At 38.2% G+C, this 18,710-nt stretch carries 17 protein-coding genes; 12 read left to right on the top strand and 5 right to left on the bottom strand.

The genetic code is table 11. The annotated features are described in order from the left end of the window. Positions 1 to 14: 14 nt before the first annotated feature. The 3 genes from AX762_RS01210 (at position 15) to dnaB (ending at position 4,039) form a co-directional block, all read left to right on the top strand. Positions 15 to 2,012: a DHH family phosphoesterase gene (locus AX762_RS01210; RefSeq protein WP_071847338.1), complete on the top strand. Its 1,998-nt coding sequence runs from the start codon at positions 15 to 17 to the stop codon at positions 2,010 to 2,012. Positions 2,013 to 2,033: 21 nt separating this feature from the next. Beyond that, positions 2,034 to 2,483 (top strand): 50S ribosomal protein L9, encoded by a 450-nt coding sequence (gene rplI / locus AX762_RS01205; protein WP_071847337.1) that lies wholly within the window; start codon positions 2,034 to 2,036, stop codon positions 2,481 to 2,483. A 188-nt stretch (positions 2,484 to 2,671) separates the two neighbouring features. Next, on the top strand, positions 2,672 to 4,039 hold the full coding sequence (dnaB, locus tag AX762_RS01200) for a replicative DNA helicase (protein WP_071847336.1): 1,368 nt from the start codon (positions 2,672 to 2,674) through the stop codon (positions 4,037 to 4,039). 328 nt (positions 4,040 to 4,367) lie between these two features. Here the strand turns inward: dnaB and AX762_RS01195 are convergent, their stop codons facing one another. Both AX762_RS01195 and AX762_RS01190 read right to left on the bottom strand, forming a co-directional pair. Further along, complete coding sequence (locus tag AX762_RS01195; protein WP_256244337.1) at positions 4,368 to 5,045, bottom strand: TrkA family potassium uptake protein; 678 nt, start codon at positions 5,043 to 5,045, stop codon at positions 4,368 to 4,370. Between the two features lie 2 nt (positions 5,046 to 5,047). After that, positions 5,048 to 6,436, bottom strand: coding sequence for a TrkH family potassium uptake protein (locus AX762_RS01190; RefSeq protein WP_071847335.1), 1,389 nt, complete (start codon positions 6,434 to 6,436; stop codon positions 5,048 to 5,050). A 227-nt stretch (positions 6,437 to 6,663) separates the two neighbouring features. Here AX762_RS01190 and AX762_RS01185 point away from each other — a divergent pair, with 227 nt between their 5' ends. Beyond that, complete coding sequence (locus AX762_RS01185) at positions 6,664 to 8,112, top strand: alpha-amylase (protein ID WP_083432726.1); 1,449 nt, start codon at positions 6,664 to 6,666, stop codon at positions 8,110 to 8,112. 49 nt (positions 8,113 to 8,161) lie between these two features. On the opposite strand, the gene AX762_RS01180 is transcribed toward AX762_RS01185, so the two are convergent. Beyond that, positions 8,162 to 8,698 carry a YtxH domain-containing protein gene (locus AX762_RS01180; RefSeq protein WP_071847333.1) on the bottom strand — a complete coding sequence of 179 codons (537 nt, stop codon included), beginning with the start codon at positions 8,696 to 8,698 and terminating at the stop codon, positions 8,162 to 8,164. Positions 8,699 to 8,727: 29 nt separating this feature from the next. After that, positions 8,728 to 9,189 carry a DUF948 domain-containing protein gene (locus AX762_RS01175; RefSeq protein ID WP_071847332.1) on the bottom strand — a complete coding sequence of 154 codons (462 nt, stop codon included), beginning with the start codon at positions 9,187 to 9,189 and terminating at the stop codon, positions 8,728 to 8,730. A gap of 271 nt (positions 9,190 to 9,460) precedes the next feature. Between AX762_RS01175 and AX762_RS01170 the strand changes: the two genes are divergently transcribed. The 7 genes from AX762_RS01170 (at position 9,461) to AX762_RS01140 (ending at position 17,197) form a co-directional block, all read left to right on the top strand. Continuing rightward, a complete protein-coding gene (locus AX762_RS01170) occupies positions 9,461 to 9,982 on the top strand; it encodes a PTS glucose transporter subunit IIA (protein WP_071847331.1) in 522 nt (173 codons plus the stop codon). A gap of 112 nt (positions 9,983 to 10,094) precedes the next feature. After that, the gene (gene yycF, locus AX762_RS01165) at positions 10,095 to 10,808 is read left to right on the top strand and encodes a response regulator YycF (RefSeq protein ID WP_071847330.1); all 714 of its coding nucleotides are present in this window, start codon (positions 10,095 to 10,097) and stop codon (positions 10,806 to 10,808) included. A 6-nt stretch (positions 10,809 to 10,814) separates the two neighbouring features. Next, on the top strand, positions 10,815 to 12,674 hold the full coding sequence (gene walK, locus AX762_RS01160; protein ID WP_071847329.1) for a cell wall metabolism sensor histidine kinase WalK: 1,860 nt from the start codon (positions 10,815 to 10,817) through the stop codon (positions 12,672 to 12,674). Continuing rightward, the gene (locus AX762_RS01155) at positions 12,671 to 13,987 is read left to right on the top strand and encodes a YycH family regulatory protein (RefSeq protein ID WP_071847328.1); all 1,317 of its coding nucleotides are present in this window, start codon (positions 12,671 to 12,673) and stop codon (positions 13,985 to 13,987) included. Before walK ends, AX762_RS01155 begins: the two co-directional genes overlap by 4 nt. After that, entirely contained in the window at positions 13,977 to 14,855 is an 879-nt protein-coding gene (locus tag AX762_RS01150; protein WP_071847327.1) for a two-component system regulatory protein YycI, read from the top strand. Before AX762_RS01155 ends, AX762_RS01150 begins: the two co-directional genes overlap by 11 nt. A gap of 112 nt (positions 14,856 to 14,967) precedes the next feature. Then, positions 14,968 to 15,780 carry an MBL fold metallo-hydrolase gene (locus AX762_RS01145; RefSeq protein ID WP_177244007.1) on the top strand — a complete coding sequence of 271 codons (813 nt, stop codon included), beginning with the start codon at positions 14,968 to 14,970 and terminating at the stop codon, positions 15,778 to 15,780. 220 nt (positions 15,781 to 16,000) lie between these two features. Next, positions 16,001 to 17,197 carry a S1C family serine protease gene (locus AX762_RS01140; RefSeq protein ID WP_071847326.1) on the top strand — a complete coding sequence of 399 codons (1,197 nt, stop codon included), beginning with the start codon at positions 16,001 to 16,003 and terminating at the stop codon, positions 17,195 to 17,197. Positions 17,198 to 17,728: 531 nt separating this feature from the next. Here AX762_RS01140 and AX762_RS01135 read toward each other — a convergent pair. Then, positions 17,729 to 18,151: an organic hydroperoxide resistance protein gene (locus AX762_RS01135; RefSeq protein WP_071847325.1), complete on the bottom strand. Its 423-nt coding sequence runs from the start codon at positions 18,149 to 18,151 to the stop codon at positions 17,729 to 17,731. 122 nt (positions 18,152 to 18,273) lie between these two features. On the opposite strand from AX762_RS01135, the gene AX762_RS01130 reads away from it, so the two are divergent. Then, the gene (locus AX762_RS01130; RefSeq protein ID WP_256244336.1) at positions 18,274 to 18,699 is read left to right on the top strand and encodes a MarR family winged helix-turn-helix transcriptional regulator; all 426 of its coding nucleotides are present in this window, start codon (positions 18,274 to 18,276) and stop codon (positions 18,697 to 18,699) included. Positions 18,700 to 18,710: the final 11 nt, after the last annotated feature.

Raw genomic sequence — 18,710 nt, 5'->3', positions numbered from 1 at the left:
CAAGAGGAGAAAATATGAATGATAAGTCAAAGGAAGAAAATCTACCTAAGTTACTGGACCATCCCTATTTAAAGCGAATGCTTTTATTTGCGGTAGCTGTTCAGCTCTTTATGACAGTGTTGAGTTTCTTTGCTTTCATTTGGCTGGGTTCTTTAATGTTAATATTTTTTTTTATTACCCTCATTATAATATGGCGATTTAGTAATAAATATAATGAAGAATTAAATAACTATATACTTAATTTATCTTACCGAATCAAACGTGGGCAGCAGGAAGCTTTAATTAAAATGCCGATGGGTATAATTTTACTCAATGAAAAAAATCAGATTGAATGGATCAATCCCTATATGCAATTACAATTACCGAGCAATCAGCAGTTGTTGGGTGAACCTATTAGAGAGGTGAATCGAGATATATCGGATTACTTTGATAATGAAAAAAGAGAAGATTTCAATTTAATTGAATGGAACGACAAAGTTTATAAAGTTTCTCTTCAAAAAGATGTTAATGCTCTCTATCTATTGGATATAACCGAATACGCGAAAGTTACTGAAGAATATGAGAAAATACGTCCTGTTGTAGGCTGGTTGTTTCTGGATAATTACGATGAAATCACTCAGGGTCTAGATGATAGAGGAGTATCCGGGTTTGATAGTCTACTTACTACCTATTTTTCTAACTGGGGTAAACAACATGGTATTTTCTATAAACGGATATCCGATGACCGCTATTTCTTGCTTTTGAATAGAGAAGAGCTGGAACGGTTAGAGAGTGAAAAATTTAATATCATAGATAATATAAGAGATCGAACATCTAAACGGAATTTACCACTGACTATAAGTCTTGGACTCGCCTATGGTGATGAACCTTTTGATAAATTAGCTGAATTAGCTCAAAATAATTTAGATTTAGCATTAGGACGTGGTGGCGATCAAGCTATTGTCAAACCAGTTGATGAAGAACCACGCTATTATGGTGGTAAAACAAATCCCATGGAAAAACGGACACGGGTACGTTCTCGAATGATCAGTCAAGCCATGCAGAAATTAATGAATGACAGTGATGCGATTTTTGTTATGGGACATAAAAATCCGGATATGGATTCTGTAGGATCTTCGCTCGGCATAGCGCGCATTGCCATGATGCTTAAAAAGACTGTGCATGTTGTCATTGATGAAGATGAAGTAAGCAAAGACGTTGACAAACTTCTTCAAGAAATTAAAAAGTATAAACAGGTGAATAATAATCTGATCTCATCAGCCGAGGCTGAACGAATGATTAAAAGTGATGACTTGGTTGTATTGGTGGATCATCATAAACCTGTCCTTTCAATTGCACCAAATCTGTTGAAGAAAACAAAACGAAACATGGTAATCGATCATCATAGACGTGGTGAGGAATTTACAGAGAATCCATTACTGGTGTATATCGAACCCTATGCGTCGTCCACTGCGGAACTGATTACTGAACTATTTGAATATATATCAACAGATGGAGAACCGATCAACCGTATTGAAGCGACTGCTATGTTAGGTGGAATCGTCGTGGATACTAATAACTTTAGCTTAAGAACTGGCTCACGTACATTTGATGCAGCAAGTTATCTGCAATCGGTCGGAGCCAATCCTACGATGATACAAAGACTATTAAAAGAAGACCCAGAGAGCTATCTCAGACGTAGTCGATTAATTGAAACATTAAACTACGTTATCGAAGGTATAGCTGTTGCAAGCGGGGCAGAAGACGAAATCTATCCTTCAGTTACAGCTGCTCAAACGGCAGACACGATGCTTAGCATGTCGGGAGTAGAGGCTGCTTTTGTTATAACTAGACGTTCTGAAGAAACAGTCGGTATTAGTGCCAGAAGTCTCGGTAAAATAAATGTTCAAGCTATTATGGAAAAAATGGGAGGCGGCGGACACTTATCCAATGCTGCAACACAGATAGATGGACAAAGTATTTCTGAAATAATAGAAGAATTAAAAGAAGTTATACATTCTCAATTAGACTAATTATAAAGGGAGTTAAAAACTATGGAAGTTATTCTATTAAAAGATATCAAGGGTACAGGAAAAAAAGGTGAAACGAAAAATGTTTCCGACGGTTATGCAAGGAATTTCTTGATCAAAAAAGGTTTAGCAAAAGAAGCAACCTCTTCAGCAAAAAAAGAATTGAATATGAAGAATATAGCTCAGGAACGTGAAGAAAATGAAATCTTTGAAGCTGCAACAAAAGAAAAAGAAATGTTGGAAGAAAACACAATCGAGATCAAAGAAAAAGCGGCAGAAGATGGTCGTTTGTTTGGGTCAGTAACGACAAAACAGATTGCTAAGGCTATCGAAAAACAATTAGGGATCAAAGTAGATAAACGTAAGATCAATCAATCTATACCAATGCGTACGGTCGGAAGTCAGAAAATGGACATCAAGTTACACAAAGATGTAACGGCAGAAATTACTGTAAGTGTTACAGCGGAAGAATAAATAGTAATATTTTAGAGCGTTAAAGTAACTAGCATAGTTCCTCATGTAAACGACATGAGACTGTGCTAGTTTTTTAAAATGTTTCATGTGAAACATTTTAAAACATGTGTTCCCTTATGTACTTTTAAATAAAGATAAGGTACAATTAAGGAACAGTTAACGAGTATGAAAGGAAGTTAGACATCAAGATGGACGTTATAGGTGATCGCTTACCTCCACAGAATATAGAAGCGGAACAATCTGTCTTAGGTTCGATTTTACTTGATCCTGAAGCGATTATTCCAGCTATGGAGTATGTTGAAGCAAATAATTTTTATCGTCGTGCGCATCAACTTATTTTTCAATCCATGGTTGAATTGAATGAGAAAAATGAAGCAATAGACGTTATTACAATTGCTAATAATTTAGGATCGAAAAATCAATTAGAAGATGTAGGTGGGACACCTTATTTAGCAGAAATTGCTACGACCGTACCTACAGCGGCAAACGTTGAATATTACGCAAAAATCGTTGAGGAACGTGCGATTTTAAGGAATTTAATCCAAACAGCAACTGAAATCGCCTCTAAAGGGTATCAGGAAACAGATAATCTCCCCGATCTGCTCGACGAAGCAGAAAGAAGAATACTCGAGGTTTCCGAGAAGAAAAGCAGAAGCGGATTTGTAGATATAGAAACTGTTTTGAGAAATACGATCAATAATATCGATGAACTTTTTCAGAATGATGATGATATCACAGGTCTATCTACTGGCTATAAAATGCTTGATCAGATGACCTCAGGCTTGCATAAGGATGAATTGATTATTTTAGCAGCGCGTCCTGGTGTCGGTAAAACAGCTTTTGTCTTAAATGTAGCTCAAAATATCGGGACAAAAACAGATGAAACAGTGGCCATATTTAGTTTGGAAATGGGTGCAGAACAATTAGTTAATCGTATGTTGTGTGCGGAGGGAACGATCGATGCAACACATTTGCGAACAGGTCAGTTAACTGAAGAAGAATTCACAAAATTGTTTGTAGCTATGGGTAGTTTGTCTAAAGCAAATATTTACATTGATGATACGCCGGGTATCAGAACAGCTGAGATCCGTGCGAAGTGTCGTAAGCTTAAACAGGAAAAGGGAAGTATTGGTCTTGTTGTAATCGACTACTTACAACTCATTGAAGGTACTGGTCGGGAAAGTCGACAGCAGGAAGTATCTGAAATTTCTCGTCAATTGAAAAAATTAGCGAAAGAATTGTCTGTTCCAGTTGTGGCCTTATCTCAGCTTTCTCGTAATGTGGAACAAAGACAAGACAAACGTCCTATACTAAGTGACTTAAGAGAATCTGGTTCAATCGAGCAAGATGCTGACATCGTAGCCTTTTTATATCGAGAAGATTATTATCGTGGTGAAGACGGTGAAGAAGATGAATCGGCAGATGAAAACATCGTTGAAGTGATACTGGAAAAAAACCGTTCTGGGGCTAGAGGAACATGTAAATTGCTCTTTATTAAAGAATATAATAAATTTTCTTCCTTATCATATTATCCTGAAAACGATATTCCACGTTAAACATTCAGAGTGATAACTTCTGTGTTAACCTCAAATAAAGTGAGGTTACTACAGAGGTTACCACTCTTTTTATGTCCAAGCAGTCGATTGTAGAGGTAGATGTCTCTATATGGATGTCAAACTTAAAAATAGGCGTTCTGAGCGTTTTAAGGGAGTTAAGTAGTGAAACATATATGCTTCCGCTGTAATTGAAATGCAGAGCGTTTAATCGGGGTAATTGAAAGAAAACTAAATGAGAAGTTAGTAAAGTCAATTGTGAACGAAACTTTAAATAAAAGCTGAAAGGCCGGGACATTTTTAATGTGTCCCAGCCTTTCAGCTTTTTTATTTATTTTAACTGATCAGTATAATCTAGATGCTCAAAGGTTTTTGGATTTCCAATGGCTACAATAAAGCTTCCAGGTTTTATTTTTTCTTCGGGTGGAACATTGATGGACAACTTACCTTTTGGATCTGATTTCATTCCGATAACATTTATCTGGTATTTTTTACGTAAATCCAGATCTTTCAAACTGCGTCCTATCCAGCGTTTAGGTGCAGTAAATTCAATTATGGAGTTTTCTTCATCTAAATTAATAACGTCCAATATATTATTACGCATGATATTTCGTGCTACTTTATCGCCCATTTCTTTTTCAGGACGTATTATTTCATGTGCACCCATTTCCTGCATGATTTCCATATGGGTACGATTCTTCGCTTTAGCTATGATACGTTTAATACCAAGTTTTTTACAATTCATGATGGCCATAACACTTGATTCTAAGTTTGAGCCTGTTCCGATAACTACGACATCGCAATTAGAAAAACCAATACTTCTCAAAAGTTCGATATCAGTGAAATTACCTTGAACCGCTTGTACGACGTATTCCTCAACACGATTAACGTCAATTAAATCTTTATCGACGGCAATGACATCGTAATGTTGTTCGCCTAACTCTTTTGCGATGGTTGACCCAAAAACACCTAATCCTAATACTCCAACTGTTTTAACCAAAATTGACACTCCTAACCAATTAATATACTTCCGGTTGCGTATCTAATATCTCGTTTTTTTCTATCTCTATTTCCTAAAGCAGTGAAGATAGTAATAGGTCCTAGTCGACCGATAAACATGCAGAACATGATAACGGTTTGACTGTATCTAGAAAGTGTTGCGGTCAAATTGGCAGATAAACCAACAGTACCAAAGGCTGAGACACTTTCGAAAAATAAATATTGTAGAGGGACTTCTTCATCAAAAATTGTCATTAATGATAAAGCTACGAAATTTAGTAGTATAAACATAACGACAATGACCAATGCTCGCTTGACGATGTCTATTTCTAATGTTCTGTGTTTGTAATTAATGTTTGTTTGTCCTTTTAGTTCTGTCCCAATGAGCTTGACGACTAAAGCAACAGTAGAGGTTTTTGCCCCACCAGCCGTTCCGCCTGGAGATCCACCAATAAACATGAAAACAGTGAATACGACCAGAGTAAACATGTGAAATTCAGCAAAATTCAAAGTACTGAAACCAGCAGTCCTTAAAGTGACTGCTTGGAAAAAAATCGCTTGTAACTTATTAGTTAAGCTTAAGTTACCTAGAGAATTTGGATTGGTCCATTCGGCTAAAGTGAAAATAACCATTGCAGAGACAATCAGCCATAGCGACCACTTGATAACTAAGCGTGTATGTAAAGTCAAGTGACGATAAGTACCTTTGAAATCTATCCAACTTCTTGCTTTTTTAAACTGTTTAAAATTACGTGCGAGATCAAACCAGACGGAAAAACCAATGCCACCTATAATGATTAAAAAGGGGATAACGATATTAACCATGGGAGTGTCTACAAAGGCTTGCATGCTTTCGGTTCCGAGATTATCAAACCCAGCGTTATTGAAAGAGGAAATAGCTATAAATATAGAATTAAACAGGCCTTTCGGCCATCCAAAAATTGGGACAAACGTGAAAGCGAGCAAGATAGCTCCGATAGTCTCAAACAACGTCGTATATTTCACTACATTAAGTAAAAAATGACTAAATCCTTTCATATTACTACGATTTAAAGCTTGTTGTATAGTGATTTCTTCTTTCATACTTACATGACGACCAAATTGCATGATGATAGCCGAAACAATAGTGATGAGTCCTAAACCACCTAATTTTATTAATACCAAAGTAACTATCTGACCAAATAAATTATAGGTTTGAGCCACGGGGACTGTAGATAAACCAGTCACAGCCACCATGGATACAGCACCAAACAGATGATCAAAATAAGTTGCTTGAGATGTTTCTAATTGACTGAAAGGCATAGCCAAAATTAACGAACCTACAAACATAGCAAAAGCGAAACTCACTATGATTTTTATCGGTATCGGCCAATCAGAAAATTGATCCAGAAATTTTTTCATCTAAAACAATCCTTCCTAAAGCAAACTACATTAAAGTGTAACGAAACAAAACGTGAATAGCTAGATTTTACCGTTCTTGATAAAGAAATACAAGCTTTCTTTACAGGTTCATTTTAAGGGTATTAAATGATGTGTAAAAGGCGTCAAAGTTGTCAATAAGGAGCATACACTGTAAAATACTTAAGTGTAGTATGTCCTGCTATAGCTTAATGGAGGGAGAAAGAAAAATGAATGGAACGATGATGCAGTACTTTGAATGGGACTTGCCAAACGACGGAAAACATTGGCAGCGATTGAAAGAAGATGCAGAACACTTAAAAGAGATAGGAATAACTTCTGTTTGGATTCCTCCTTGTTATAAAGGTACGGGACAAAATGATGTCGGTTATGGTGTATACGATTTATTTGACTTAGGTGAATTTGATCAAAAAGGAACGGTTAGAACAAAGTACGGAACGAAAAAAGAATTGATTGAGGCAATAGAAGCCTTACATGAAAATGATATTCATGTGTATGCTGATGTGGTTTTGAATCACAGAGGTGGAGCAGACGAAACAGAAACGTTCGAAGCTACACCGGTGAATGAAGACAATCGTCATGAAGATGTCGGAGAGACCAGAGAAATCGAGGCGTGGACCTATTTCAACTTCTCCGGAAGGGAAGGTGGATATTCAGACTTCGAATGGCACTGGTACCATTTTTCGGGCGTCTCAGAGGATGAGAAGACAGGTGACCATGGGATTTTCCGCATCGAGGGTGAAGGAAAAGGATGGGCGCCAGATGAGAATGTATCGGTAGAATTTGGGAACTTTGATTACCTTATGTTTGCAGATATTGATTATGGACATCCTGAAGTTGTTGAGGAAACAAAAAAATGGATTCACTGGTTTATTGAAGAAACAAAAATTGATGGCATACGACTAGATGCAGTTAAGCACATCGATAGTGCATTCATGAAAGAATTAATCGAAGACGTTAGAGAAAAACATGGCGAAGAGTTCTTTTTTGTGGCTGAGTATTGGAATCAACGCTATAAATTCTTGGAAGATTACTTGGAGGAACACGAGTATTCTATTTCGATGATGGATGTTCGTTTCCATTTTGCTTTACATGAAGCAAGTAAACAGTACCGTGATTTTGACTTAAGGAAATTATTAGATGGGACGCTTTATAAAGGTAATGCCGAGCAAGCTGTGACGTTTGTAGAAAATCATGATTCTCAACCCAATCAAGCTTTGGAATCTTATGTAGAACCATGGTTTAAACCAATCGCTTACGGATTTATTTTATTGAGTTCTTATGGTTACCCGTGTGTGTTTTATGGAGATTATTATGGATATAATGGCGATGTGGATTATGAGGGCTGTCAATACGAGATCGATACCTTACTACACGCACGCAAAGAATACGCTTATGGCGAACAAAATAATTATTTGGATCATGATAATTGTATTGGTTTTACTCGAACAGGGAATGACGAGCATCCTGAAGGGTGTGCTGTTATCATATCTAACGGAGACGAAGGGTACAAGGATATGTACGTAGGAAGTTTGCATGCTGGGAATATCTATATTGATTTATTGAAAAATCGAGAAGATGAAATAACAATTGACGAAGAAGGTCATGCAACATTTCCGGTAAATGCAGAATCGCTTTCTGTTTGGGTTAGAAAATAAAACTAGAACGTAAAAAGGATCCCTTTTTAAGGGATCCTTTTTTTTAGAATTAGTTGTTAGGATTTACCTTCAATGAAGCATCGTCTTCGTCCTCGACAGATGACTCATCGATTTCAAAATCTTCATCATCTGATAAGTAATTATCGTGTAAAGCTTCATCCACTTTATCTTTTGGAATAGCTTGATCGTGCTCGGGTTCGAGTGCGGTGTCTTTTACATCGCCGACTTTGTGATCCGTATAGATCGCTTGACTAGCTGAAACAGCGTCAGCCTCTGTTGTTCCTTGTCTTTCAGCGTCGCTTAAAGCCAGGTCTCTTTCGATTTCATCAATTGTCTGATTCAACTTCGCTTGTTTTGCATCTAATTTCGCTTGCTCCGATTCTAATTCTCTCTCGGCTTCGATATATGATGTTTTAAAATCTTCAACCAGTTCCTGTGCTTTTTCTTCACCTGAATCTTTTAATTTGATAGCTTCATCTTTTAAATCTTCTCTAAATTCTTTTCCTCTTTTTGGAGCGAATAGTAAAGCGGTAAAGGCAGAAGCGGCGCTCATGAATACAGCTTTTGATAAACTTACTTTTGGCATAATTCTTTCATCCTCTCAAAACAGACTAATTATAGTGTTTGCGTATTATTATCTTGGTGACGTTGCTTTTGCTTTTCAACTGTTCCTTTGAAAGCGCGTTTGAATGTTTCAGCTAAACGAGGTCCATCTGTTTTTAACTCTGTGTAGGTGTTTTCTACAATACCCTTCGAATAGTTGCCACTATGCTCTTTTAAATAAGTTAAAGAGTGAGACAAGCTAGACGCATAATCTGATAATTCGTTTATTCGTTCTAGATTGATTTCTGCAACATCTTTGGTGCTATCGACGCGTGTCATGATAAGATCCACTTTCTTTTGGATCGCATCGGATTCGTTAGTGAAATGTTCAATTTGATCTTGTACAGTTGTTTGGGTCCGTTCAATATTTTTCAGTGTTGGTTTTATTTTTTTCATAGCATACACACCTATTCCGATGAGGAAAACAAGTGATACACCTAAAATAATGAGCGAAATAAGATAACCTAATTCCATTGTGTGCCTCCTTTACTGATCATTTTCATGATTTTTACATCTATAGTATTAGAATACCATGAAGTAAAAATAACACCAACTAAAACGCTAGCGAAAAGATATTGCTTGAATGAGCTTTAATTGTTAGAATAGTAGCTACACAATAGGATTTTTGTGGTTCGCTTCGAGAAATAAAAAAGTAGAGTGAAAAAGTAGCGGGATCAGTCAATATTCAGACTGTCTCTACAGCTTTTTAGATTTAAATCAGTCACTTTTTAAAAAGGAGAAAAAAATGAGTAATCAAAGTAATGGGTTTGGTGATCAAGTTAAAGAGCAAAACCATGAAACAAAGGAATTGATTCTGAGCGCAGTCACTGACGGAGAAATTATTTCGATAGAAGAAGTGCAGGATGATTTATTCTCACAAAAGATGATTGGAGATGGATACGCTATAAGACCAACATCTGAAGTGGTGTATGCGCCAGTTTCAGGAAAGTTGATTGAAGTGGCCGATGCTAAACATGCCTATTATATACAGACCGATGGAGGTATGAAAGTACTGATTCATATCGGTATCGATACCTTACTTTTAAACGGTGAAGGATTTCAGTCATATGTGGAAAAAAATAAACGTGTTGAAAAAGGGGAGCGGCTGGCTATCTTCGATCAGAAATTCATTAGTGAGAGAGGATTCAATACAGTGATCCCTGTTATCGTTTTAGAACATGATTCAGTTGTGTCATTAGAATTATTTCCAACAAAAAAAGCAAAAGCCAATGAAACACACGCATTAAAAATTAGATTGATTGAATAAACATAAAGAGTATAATGAAGTAAAATTGAACATACCTTATAGGTAAGGTATAATCAAAGTGAATAGAATCACAGTATTATGTAAGCTAAATCAGTTCTGAGGAGGAACGTCTTTGAAAAAAATATTAGTTGTCGACGATGAAAAGCCAATCTCCGATATTGTAAAATTTAACCTTGAAAAAGAAGGATTTGAAGTGGTCACTGCATTTGATGGAGAAGAAGCACTTCAAAAAGTTGAAGAAGAAAATCCAGATTTGATTATATTAGATTTAATGTTACCTAAAATGGATGGACTCGAAGTGTGTCGAGAAGTGCGAAAAACGAAAGACATTCCTATTATTATGGTAACCGCCAAGGATCAGGAAATTGACAAAGTATTAGGTTTGGAGTTGGGGGCAGATGATTATGTCACTAAACCATTCTCAAACCGGGAATTAGTTGCACGTGTAAAAGCTAATGTCAGAAGACAAGTATCTATTCAAAACACTGAAACGGCTAAATTAGAAACTAATGATATAGAAGTGGGAGATTTAACCGTTCACCCAGATGCCTATATTGTTTCAAAACGTGGAGATTCTATTGAATTGACTCACCGTGAATTTGAATTGCTTCATTATCTGGCTAGACATATCGGTCAAGTGATGACGCGCGAACACTTACTCGAAACGGTATGGGGTTATGATTATTTTGGGGACGTCCGAACGGTAGATGTTACAGTAAGACGTCTGCGTGAAAAAATCGAAGACAATCCAAGTCATCCGAATTTCCTAGTGACACGGCGTGGAGTAGGGTATTACCTTAGAAGTCCTGAAAAACAGGAGAAGTAGTGATTTATGAAAAAAAAGATTCGTTTTTATCAGTCCATCAACACTAAAATCGTGTTCGTGATTGTGCTATTACTTGTATTCGCCCTGCAGTTAATCGGGGAGAATTTTATTACCCAAATAGAACGTCAACTGATCGCTAACTTTCAGGAAGATCGGCAAGTACAAATGAGCTTTTTGGAAAGTACTATTCTTCCATATTTGGAAATTGAAGAAAGCGGCGAAGAGAGTGAGATCGATCCAGCACAGGAAATCAGTAATTTACTGACTGAATTCTCAGGAAGTGGCATTACTGATCTTCAAGTTGTTGATTCTGAACTCATCGTTATGGGAACAAGTGATACGACGCAACAAAACATCATTGGACAATTGTCTGATGATGTTGATTTGAGACAGGCACAAATAACCGAAAATTCGATTCCCAGACAAGTCATCGACCAAGTCACCCAAAACAGAAGATGGAAAATGGTTGAACCTGTTTTTTCAACCGGTGAAGAGTCTCAGTTTCTGGGTGCTATTTTGATGGAAAGCAATATCGAATCCGTCTACACTCAGATTTCTCAAATCACCTTGATCTTTTTACAATCCAGTGCGGTAGCGATTGTGTTATCGCTCATTTTGGCCAACATGGTCTCTCGGGCGCTGACCAAGCCGATCAAAGAAATGCAGATTCAAACCCGTCAAATTGCTGAAGGTGATTATTCAGGCACCCTCAAAGTTTACGGTGAAGATGAGTTAGGTCAATTGGCCAGCTCGATCAATGATCTATCAGATGATGTTGCTGAGGCACAAGAATCGATCGATGCAGAAAGAAGACGTCTAGATAGTGTATTAACACACATGACAGATGGCGTTGTCGCAACAGATAGACGCGGAAAAATTATGATTATCAATGAAATGGCCCAGTTGATGCTTGATAGAAGTCAAGAGGATGCTCTAGGTCAGAATTTATTGTCTATTTTGGATGTTGAAGAAGACATCACGCTGCGTCGTATTTTAGAAAAACAAGACGAAATGCTGGTAAACAGTAAACAGAATGGGATACCCATTATCCTGCGCGCTTCCTTTTCGCTGATTCAAAGAGAATCTGGCTTCATCAGCGGGATAGTCTGTGTGCTGCATGACGTTACCGAACAAGAACGGATAGAGGAAGAGCGTAAACAGTTCGTATCCAACGTTTCACATGAACTGCGCACACCCTTAACGAGTATGCGCAGTTATATTGAGGCGCTGGCAGATGGGGCCTGGCAGGATCCTGATTTGGCTCCACGCTTTTTGGAAGTCACTCAAAACGAGACAGACCGTATGATTCGAATGATTCAAGACCTGCTTCACTTGTCCCGCATAGATTCAGGTAAAAGTTCGTTAAATCTGGAAATAGTCGATTTAACTGAAATGCTTGAACATGTGCTTAACCGCTTTGATATGCTGATTCATTCAGCTGAATACGAAGGGAAAAATCATCAAATCAAAAAAGATATACTGCGAGAATCCATTTTTGTTGAGGTCGATCCAGATCGAATGATTCAAGTTTTAGATAATATTATGAATAACGCCGTCAAGTATTCACCTGATGGCGGTACGATCATAGGGAAAATGGAAAAAAGAGCGGATACTGTCTTGATCAGTATTCGTGATGAAGGGATGGGCATTCCCAAGTCAGATATCAATAAAATATTCTCTCGTTTTTATCGTGTCGATAGAGCACGGTCACGAGCCATGGGAGGAAGCGGCTTAGGTTTAGCTATTTCCAAAGAAGTAGTGGAACAGCACGGAGGTCGTATATGGGCCGAAAGTACTGAGGGTAAAGGTACGACGTTTTATCTCTCCCTTCCATATGTCCCATATGAAGAGGAGGAGTGGGAATGATCTGGTCCAGAATTAAACACGTACTCTTAACGGGATTGATTGGATTGAGCTTGTTTTTAAGTTTTCAACTTTGGACGACAGGGGTTCAGTTACGTGAGCCTTCATCAGGAGGGGGAAGTCCTATTCCCGCTTCGCTGGTTGATCGTTCATTGGCTGAAGTCTTTTCTCCCAAAAAGATTGTCTGGCATCGCAATGATGTAGGCAGAAAAGTAGATATCAACATGCATTACACAAATGAATGGTTTGAAAAGTATTTACCAGAGACAACTTTTGGAGAAGTTCAATCGCCGCAGAGATTAAGTTACTCAGCCTATCAGGATTATCTGAATGATGAAAACTGGGTTGAATTTATTTTTGATGCACCGATACCGTTTGGACTTTTTGAAAATGGCTTCAATGATTTACCGACAGATTATGAAAATCGTACGTTTACACACGTATTCATGAATACCGATGATCCAGAGATCGCCGGTTTCTATGATTCGCATAGTGAATTTTTATATCAAATCGAGGAAACCGACTATACACTGGATATAATCAATGAGTTGCTATATTCAGAAGAGAACATCTTAACGGATGTTGAACCTATTGAAGTTAACGAACGCTATCTCTATCTACCTGTAGAAGAACAAGAAGTAGAGTATCATGACTATCTGGTCGAACGTTTACCAAATAATTTGTTTATCTATCAGTTTTTCTCGGACACGTCAGAAATAGACGCGAGACGAACAGGCAACACGACTCGGTATATCGATTTAACGACAGAAGTGAGAATCAATGATGCTACAAATACGTTAACGTATTTAAGACAACGATCGGATATGGGCCAGATGACATTTAGTGAGCGACTGCGCAGCAGTTATCAAGAGTTGACTCAAATAGAAAACTGGACCGAACATGTGCATTATCAGGATTATGCTCCGGAAACACATGAAGTAACGTTTCAACGGTATATCCAGGGCTATCCTGTCTACAGTTATCAGCAGTTTGAATCGACGAATGAAATTACTGTCGTAGAAAGCGGTCGAACAAATTTGCGTGTACCGCTTCGAGTCGTTCAAACACCTTTAACGCTAACGGGTGAGCGGATAAAAACATTACCCAGTGGACGAGATATAATCAATCAACTTGAAGAAATGGAACTGGGTCTTGATTATATCGAAGATATGCGTATTGGCTTGACCTGGACGGAAAGTGAAGAAGATGACAGGGTGGTTCATTTTGAACCTAACTGGTATATAGAGGCACAAGGCTCATGGTTAGAAGTGAATCGCTATATCCAATCACAGGAGGAATCGCTAAATGGATTTTAAAAAAATAGAAAACATTTTTCTGATTACCTTCTTACTCTTAAATATGTACCTGCTGGTGAGTTACTTTAATCGTAACGATATTCAACAGGCAACGAGTGCGCCCGGTCAAGTTAACTTGATTCGGGAAATGGAACAAATCGGCATTAGCATTCCGACACTGCAGGATGAAGAACAAGACGTGTTCTATGTTCAGGCGGATAGTAATCAATTATTGGAAGACAACGTGGACCAGCTGGAAAATCAGGCAGGTTCTGTCGCTGAAGACGGTTCACTTTATACGAGTATTTTATCGGATCCAATCGTAATCGAAGGAAACCCTGAAGACGGATTCACCGAAGAGGATTACGCGACACTGAATGCTTTCATCTTTAACGGGTCGGTATTGTTTGGTGAAGATTATATGTATCTCCGGTATGACCGTAGTCAGAATCGCTTTGTCTATGCACAGGAAGTCGAGGGTCTTCCCGTAGCAGATGGAACGTCTGAAATTTCTCTGTTTTATGGCAGTGACGGAAATATTATCTCATACCAGCAAACATACGCTGGCCCAATGATTCCTCAGGGATCGACACAGGCAGTCATCACAGACAGGCAAGCCATTGAAGTTCTTTTTCAAAACAACGAAATAAGTTCTAATTCCACTGTGGGACAACCGATTTTAACCTATTACCGTACACTGTATCTGGAAGACTTAAGCATGTATGGACCGGTATGGTATGTGCCAGTTATGGATGCGAGCGGAGAAAAAGTGCTGCGAGTAGACGCCGTGGAACGTACGATCATCTCAGATCCAGTCACAACAGTCATTCCTGAAGAATTACAAGAAGAAGAACCGGATGAGGAAAGTGATCTAGAAGAAACAGAATAACCTGATGAAAGTGCAGAATAAAGATTGAAGCACCTAAAAAAGTGTTCTTGCTTGTAGGTGGAGACTTGTTGTAAAATAGACCATGAGTGTTCACAGAGAGAGGAATCAGTTTATGATGCAGTCAGAACAATCCGACCTGCGCATTAGCATATTAGCTAGTGGCAGTTCAGGAAACAGTACCTATATTGAAACCGATCAAATGAAAGTATTAGTTGATTGTGGACTCAGTGGTAAAAAAACGGTTGAGATGTTAAGCAAGATCGGACGTCGACCCGAAGATTTGAATGCCATTTTAGTCTCGCATGAACATACTGACCATATTAAAGGTGTCGGTATTTTAGCGCGAAAGTATAATTTAGATATCTATGCCAACGAAAAAACGTGGCAGGCAATGGAACCCAAATTAGGGAAATTAAACGTGGAACAGAAGCATCATTTTTCAAACGAGAAAACGGTAACCTTGGGGGATATCGACATTTCAAGTTTCGCGGTCTCTCATGATGCTATCGACCCGCAGTTTTATACCTTCCAGAAAAACAATAAACGCTTTGTCATGCTGACAGACACCGGATATGTCAGTGATCGCATGCGTGGCATGCTCAAAGATGCGGATGCGTACTTGTTTGAAAGTAATCATGATTTAAGTATGCTTCGAATGGGAAGATATCCCTGGTCATTAAAACAGCGTATCATTGGTGATAAAGGTCATTTATCTAACGAAGACGGCGCCTTAGCTTTAGCTGAAATGATCAGCGATCAAACGAAACGTATCTATCTGGGTCACTTAAGTAAGGAAAATAACATCAAAGAAGTGGCACATCAAACGGTTGAAGAAATTTTAATAAGAAAAGATACCGGTGTAAACGAACGTTTTCAATTACTTGATACTGATCCGGATGAACCATGTCCGTTATTTACATTATAAAATCATAAAGCTTGCTTTCTCTTTTGACTGTTAATTTAAAGAGAAAGCAAGCTTTAGTTATTACTTTTTTATAGAAATTGATTAAAAAAAGTTTTCTCATACAGGGAAAATAAACAGATTATGTTAAAATTGTATCATAATATTATATAAAAAAAGACATAGAATTGTCATGATTTTAGATTAAAATATATCTATGCTGTAAGTGTATGGGAGGAAGTAAATGATGAAAAAGAAGTCATTCAGAGCTTTACTAATGTTGAGTCTAACGAGCGCGATGCTTGTCGGATGCGACTTAATCGACACTGAAACAGAATCGGATCCCGACACAGAAATGGAAGAAAATACGCCTGTAACAGAAGAAGGAGAAGTTAAAATCTCTGAAGTGCGAGTGGACGTTACATCTGATATTACAGATGCCGTTCAAGAAGTAGATGACGCTGTCGTTTCAGTCATTAATATGCAGCAGGTTGGACAAGACCCTTTTGGATGGTATGAAGGCGGTCAGACCACTGATGAAGAAAACTTACAACAAATCGGCACTGGTAGTGGTGCAGTGTATAAGGTAGATGGAGACACTGCTTATATCTTCACTAATAATCATGTCGTCGACGGTTCTGATGCCATCGAAGTATTATTCAAAGATGGTTCCCGTATAGAAGCAACGGTTATTGGTGCCGATATTTGGACGGACTTAGCGGTTCTAGCAATCGATTCAGAAGTCGTTTCTAAAACTGCAAAATTTGGTGATTCAGAAAACTTAACAGTTGGCGAACCCGCTATAGCTATCGGGTCACCTTTAGGGACGAATTTTGCATCATCGGTAACTTCAGGCATTATTTCAGCTACAGAACGAACAGTTCCTGTGGATACAAATATGGACGGAGAAAACGACTGGGAAATGACGGCCATTCAAACTGATGCAGCCATCAACCCGGGAAATTCAGGTGGTCCGCTTGTCAATATTGCCGGACAAGTCGTGGGTATCAATTCCATGAAAATTTCGTCATCGACCATTGAAGGCATGGGATTTGCTATTCCGAGTAATGATGCGTTAGATATAATCAATCAGCTAGAGCGCAACGGAGAGATGGTAAGACCCGTTATCGGTGTAGCCATGGTTGATCTTGCCATGGTCTCACCCCAGCAACAGCAGGCGATACTGAACTTGCCTGAAGAAGTGACTGAGGGTATTGTTATAGCGGAAGTTCAACCTGATAGCTCCGCTGAAGAAGCCGGACTAGCAGCCAATGACGTTATCGTGTCATTCAATGGCGAAGAGGTCGCAAATGGTATCGAATTGAGACAAGAGATATATGACACAGAAGTGGGCGATGAAGTTGAAATTGAATTTTATCGTGGAGGAGAACGTCAAACAACGACAATAACCATGAGAAGTACCGACGATGAAACATTATAGACTAGCAAATGACCAACACAGCCTTTTACTAGGCTGTGTTTTTTTATGTAGGTTTTTGGGGCCTAATGGACACAAGCGAGCAATAAATAGCTGGTCACTTGTACTGATTGTGCATAAGCTAACTATAGTAGCCCAAAATCAATCTTTTGAAGCCTTGGGATAACCTTGTTCGGTTGTGTATAACTATTACGGGAATACTTTTAAAGCGGTATTCCATCAAAAAAAGTTATACACAACTATGTTATTGCCTGTGCGTAACTAAATAACAACAGCTATTTTTGTTTTTGTAAACACTGTTATGAAGGTGTTTTTTTGGGTTTTAAAGATATTAACACAAAGGAAAATTTTTGTGCATAACATTCAGCTTGAATGAGTTATTTTTAAACGGTTATTCAAGTTTTCATAACCCTAAACGAGAACAAAAAAATGTGGATATGTGTATAACTTTGTGGATAACTGTGGGAAAACGGGTATTAAAAAAAGGATTCCTTGTCAAACCAACAAAGAATCCCTGTGGATAGTGTGAATAACTTATAAAGCTTTAACTGTTTTTTTGACTTTTACATTACCCTCGATCGCTCGAGAATAAGGACAGACTTCGTGTGCCTGATCCACTAACTCTTCAGCTTCTTCTTGAGTGACCCCTTCGATTTCAACGTAGAGTTCGACGCTTAGACCAAAACCTTTTAACTTTTTCTCAATACTCACCTTAGCTGTGACGGCGGAAGTTGTTTGCTTTTTTGCTTTTCGTGCAGATAATTGCAGTGCACTATCAAAACAAGCCGCATAGCCTGCCGAAAAGAGCTGTTCTGGATTAGTCGTTCCTTTGACTTCCTTGCCACCCAAGCCTTTTGGCATAGATAGATCGAGGTCTAAATTTCCATCTGAAGATTTAACATGTCCCTTACGACCACCAAGTGCAGTGGCTTCTGCGGTATATAATGCTATTCCCATATAAAACACCTCTCTGTTTTAATTGTCTGTAATTAAATTGTACACAATTAAATTGAAAATGTCAAAGTGTATAAACTTATCAAATAACTTGTTATAATGAAAAGAAAGAGGAGTGTATGAACGTGACAAAGAATATCTTGAGATTAAGCAATCAAGTCTGTTTTCCTTTATATGCAGCAACCAGACAAATTACCAAATTATATCGCCCGTTACTTGAGAAGTTGGGTGTGACCTACCCCCAGTACTTAGTCTTGCTGGTTTTATTCGAAGAAGAGACGGTAACGGTCAAAGAGTTAGGCGAAAAACTGTATCTGGATTCGGGAACATTGACACCAATGTTGAAAAGAATGGAAGAACACGGTTTAGTCGAACGTCGACGTTCAAGTGTAGACGAACGTGTGGTGGACGTAAGTTTAACGAACAAGGGACGTGCTATAGAAAAGCAGGCGGAGAAAATACCCGTTAAATTTTCTGAAGAAATACTATTGGAACAGGACGAATTTGAAGAATTAAAACGTTTATTAACTAAAATACTCGATCAGGTTTAAACTAAGGGAGT

This window comes from Alkalibacterium sp. 20, from assembly GCF_001885615.1.
In the GTDB taxonomy this organism is placed as follows: domain Bacteria; phylum Bacillota; class Bacilli; order Lactobacillales; family Carnobacteriaceae_A; genus Alkalibacterium.
The sequence above is the reverse complement of the archived record's forward strand: the minus strand, read 5'-3'. Positions and strand labels throughout refer to the sequence as shown.

Bases quoted from the DNA above. Each gene is read 5' to 3' on its own strand.
- AX762_RS01210 (WP_071847338.1), top strand. From the start codon at position 15: ATGAATGATAAGTCAAAGGAAGAAAATCTACCTAAGTTACTGGACCAT.
- rplI (WP_071847337.1), top strand. From the start codon at position 2,034: ATGGAAGTTATTCTATTAAAAGATATCAAGGGTACAGGAAAAAAAGGT.
- dnaB (WP_071847336.1), top strand. From the start codon at position 2,672: ATGGACGTTATAGGTGATCGCTTACCTCCACAGAATATAGAAGCGGAA.
- AX762_RS01190 (WP_071847335.1), bottom strand. From the start codon at position 6,436: ATGAAAAAATTTCTGGATCAATTTTCTGATTGGCCGATACCGATAAAA.
- AX762_RS01185 (WP_083432726.1), top strand. From the start codon at position 6,664: ATGAATGGAACGATGATGCAGTACTTTGAATGGGACTTGCCAAACGAC.
- AX762_RS01180 (WP_071847333.1), bottom strand. From the start codon at position 8,698: ATGCCAAAAGTAAGTTTATCAAAAGCTGTATTCATGAGCGCCGCTTCT.
- AX762_RS01175 (WP_071847332.1), bottom strand. From the start codon at position 9,189: ATGGAATTAGGTTATCTTATTTCGCTCATTATTTTAGGTGTATCACTT.
- AX762_RS01170 (WP_071847331.1), top strand. From the start codon at position 9,461: ATGAGTAATCAAAGTAATGGGTTTGGTGATCAAGTTAAAGAGCAAAAC.
- walK (WP_071847329.1), top strand. From the start codon at position 10,815: ATGAAAAAAAAGATTCGTTTTTATCAGTCCATCAACACTAAAATCGTG.
- AX762_RS01155 (WP_071847328.1), top strand. From the start codon at position 12,671: ATGATCTGGTCCAGAATTAAACACGTACTCTTAACGGGATTGATTGGA.
- AX762_RS01150 (WP_071847327.1), top strand. From the start codon at position 13,977: ATGGATTTTAAAAAAATAGAAAACATTTTTCTGATTACCTTCTTACTC.
- AX762_RS01145 (WP_177244007.1), top strand. From the start codon at position 14,968: ATGATGCAGTCAGAACAATCCGACCTGCGCATTAGCATATTAGCTAGT.
- AX762_RS01140 (WP_071847326.1), top strand. From the start codon at position 16,001: ATGATGAAAAAGAAGTCATTCAGAGCTTTACTAATGTTGAGTCTAACG.
- AX762_RS01135 (WP_071847325.1), bottom strand. From the start codon at position 18,151: ATGGGAATAGCATTATATACCGCAGAAGCCACTGCACTTGGTGGTCGT.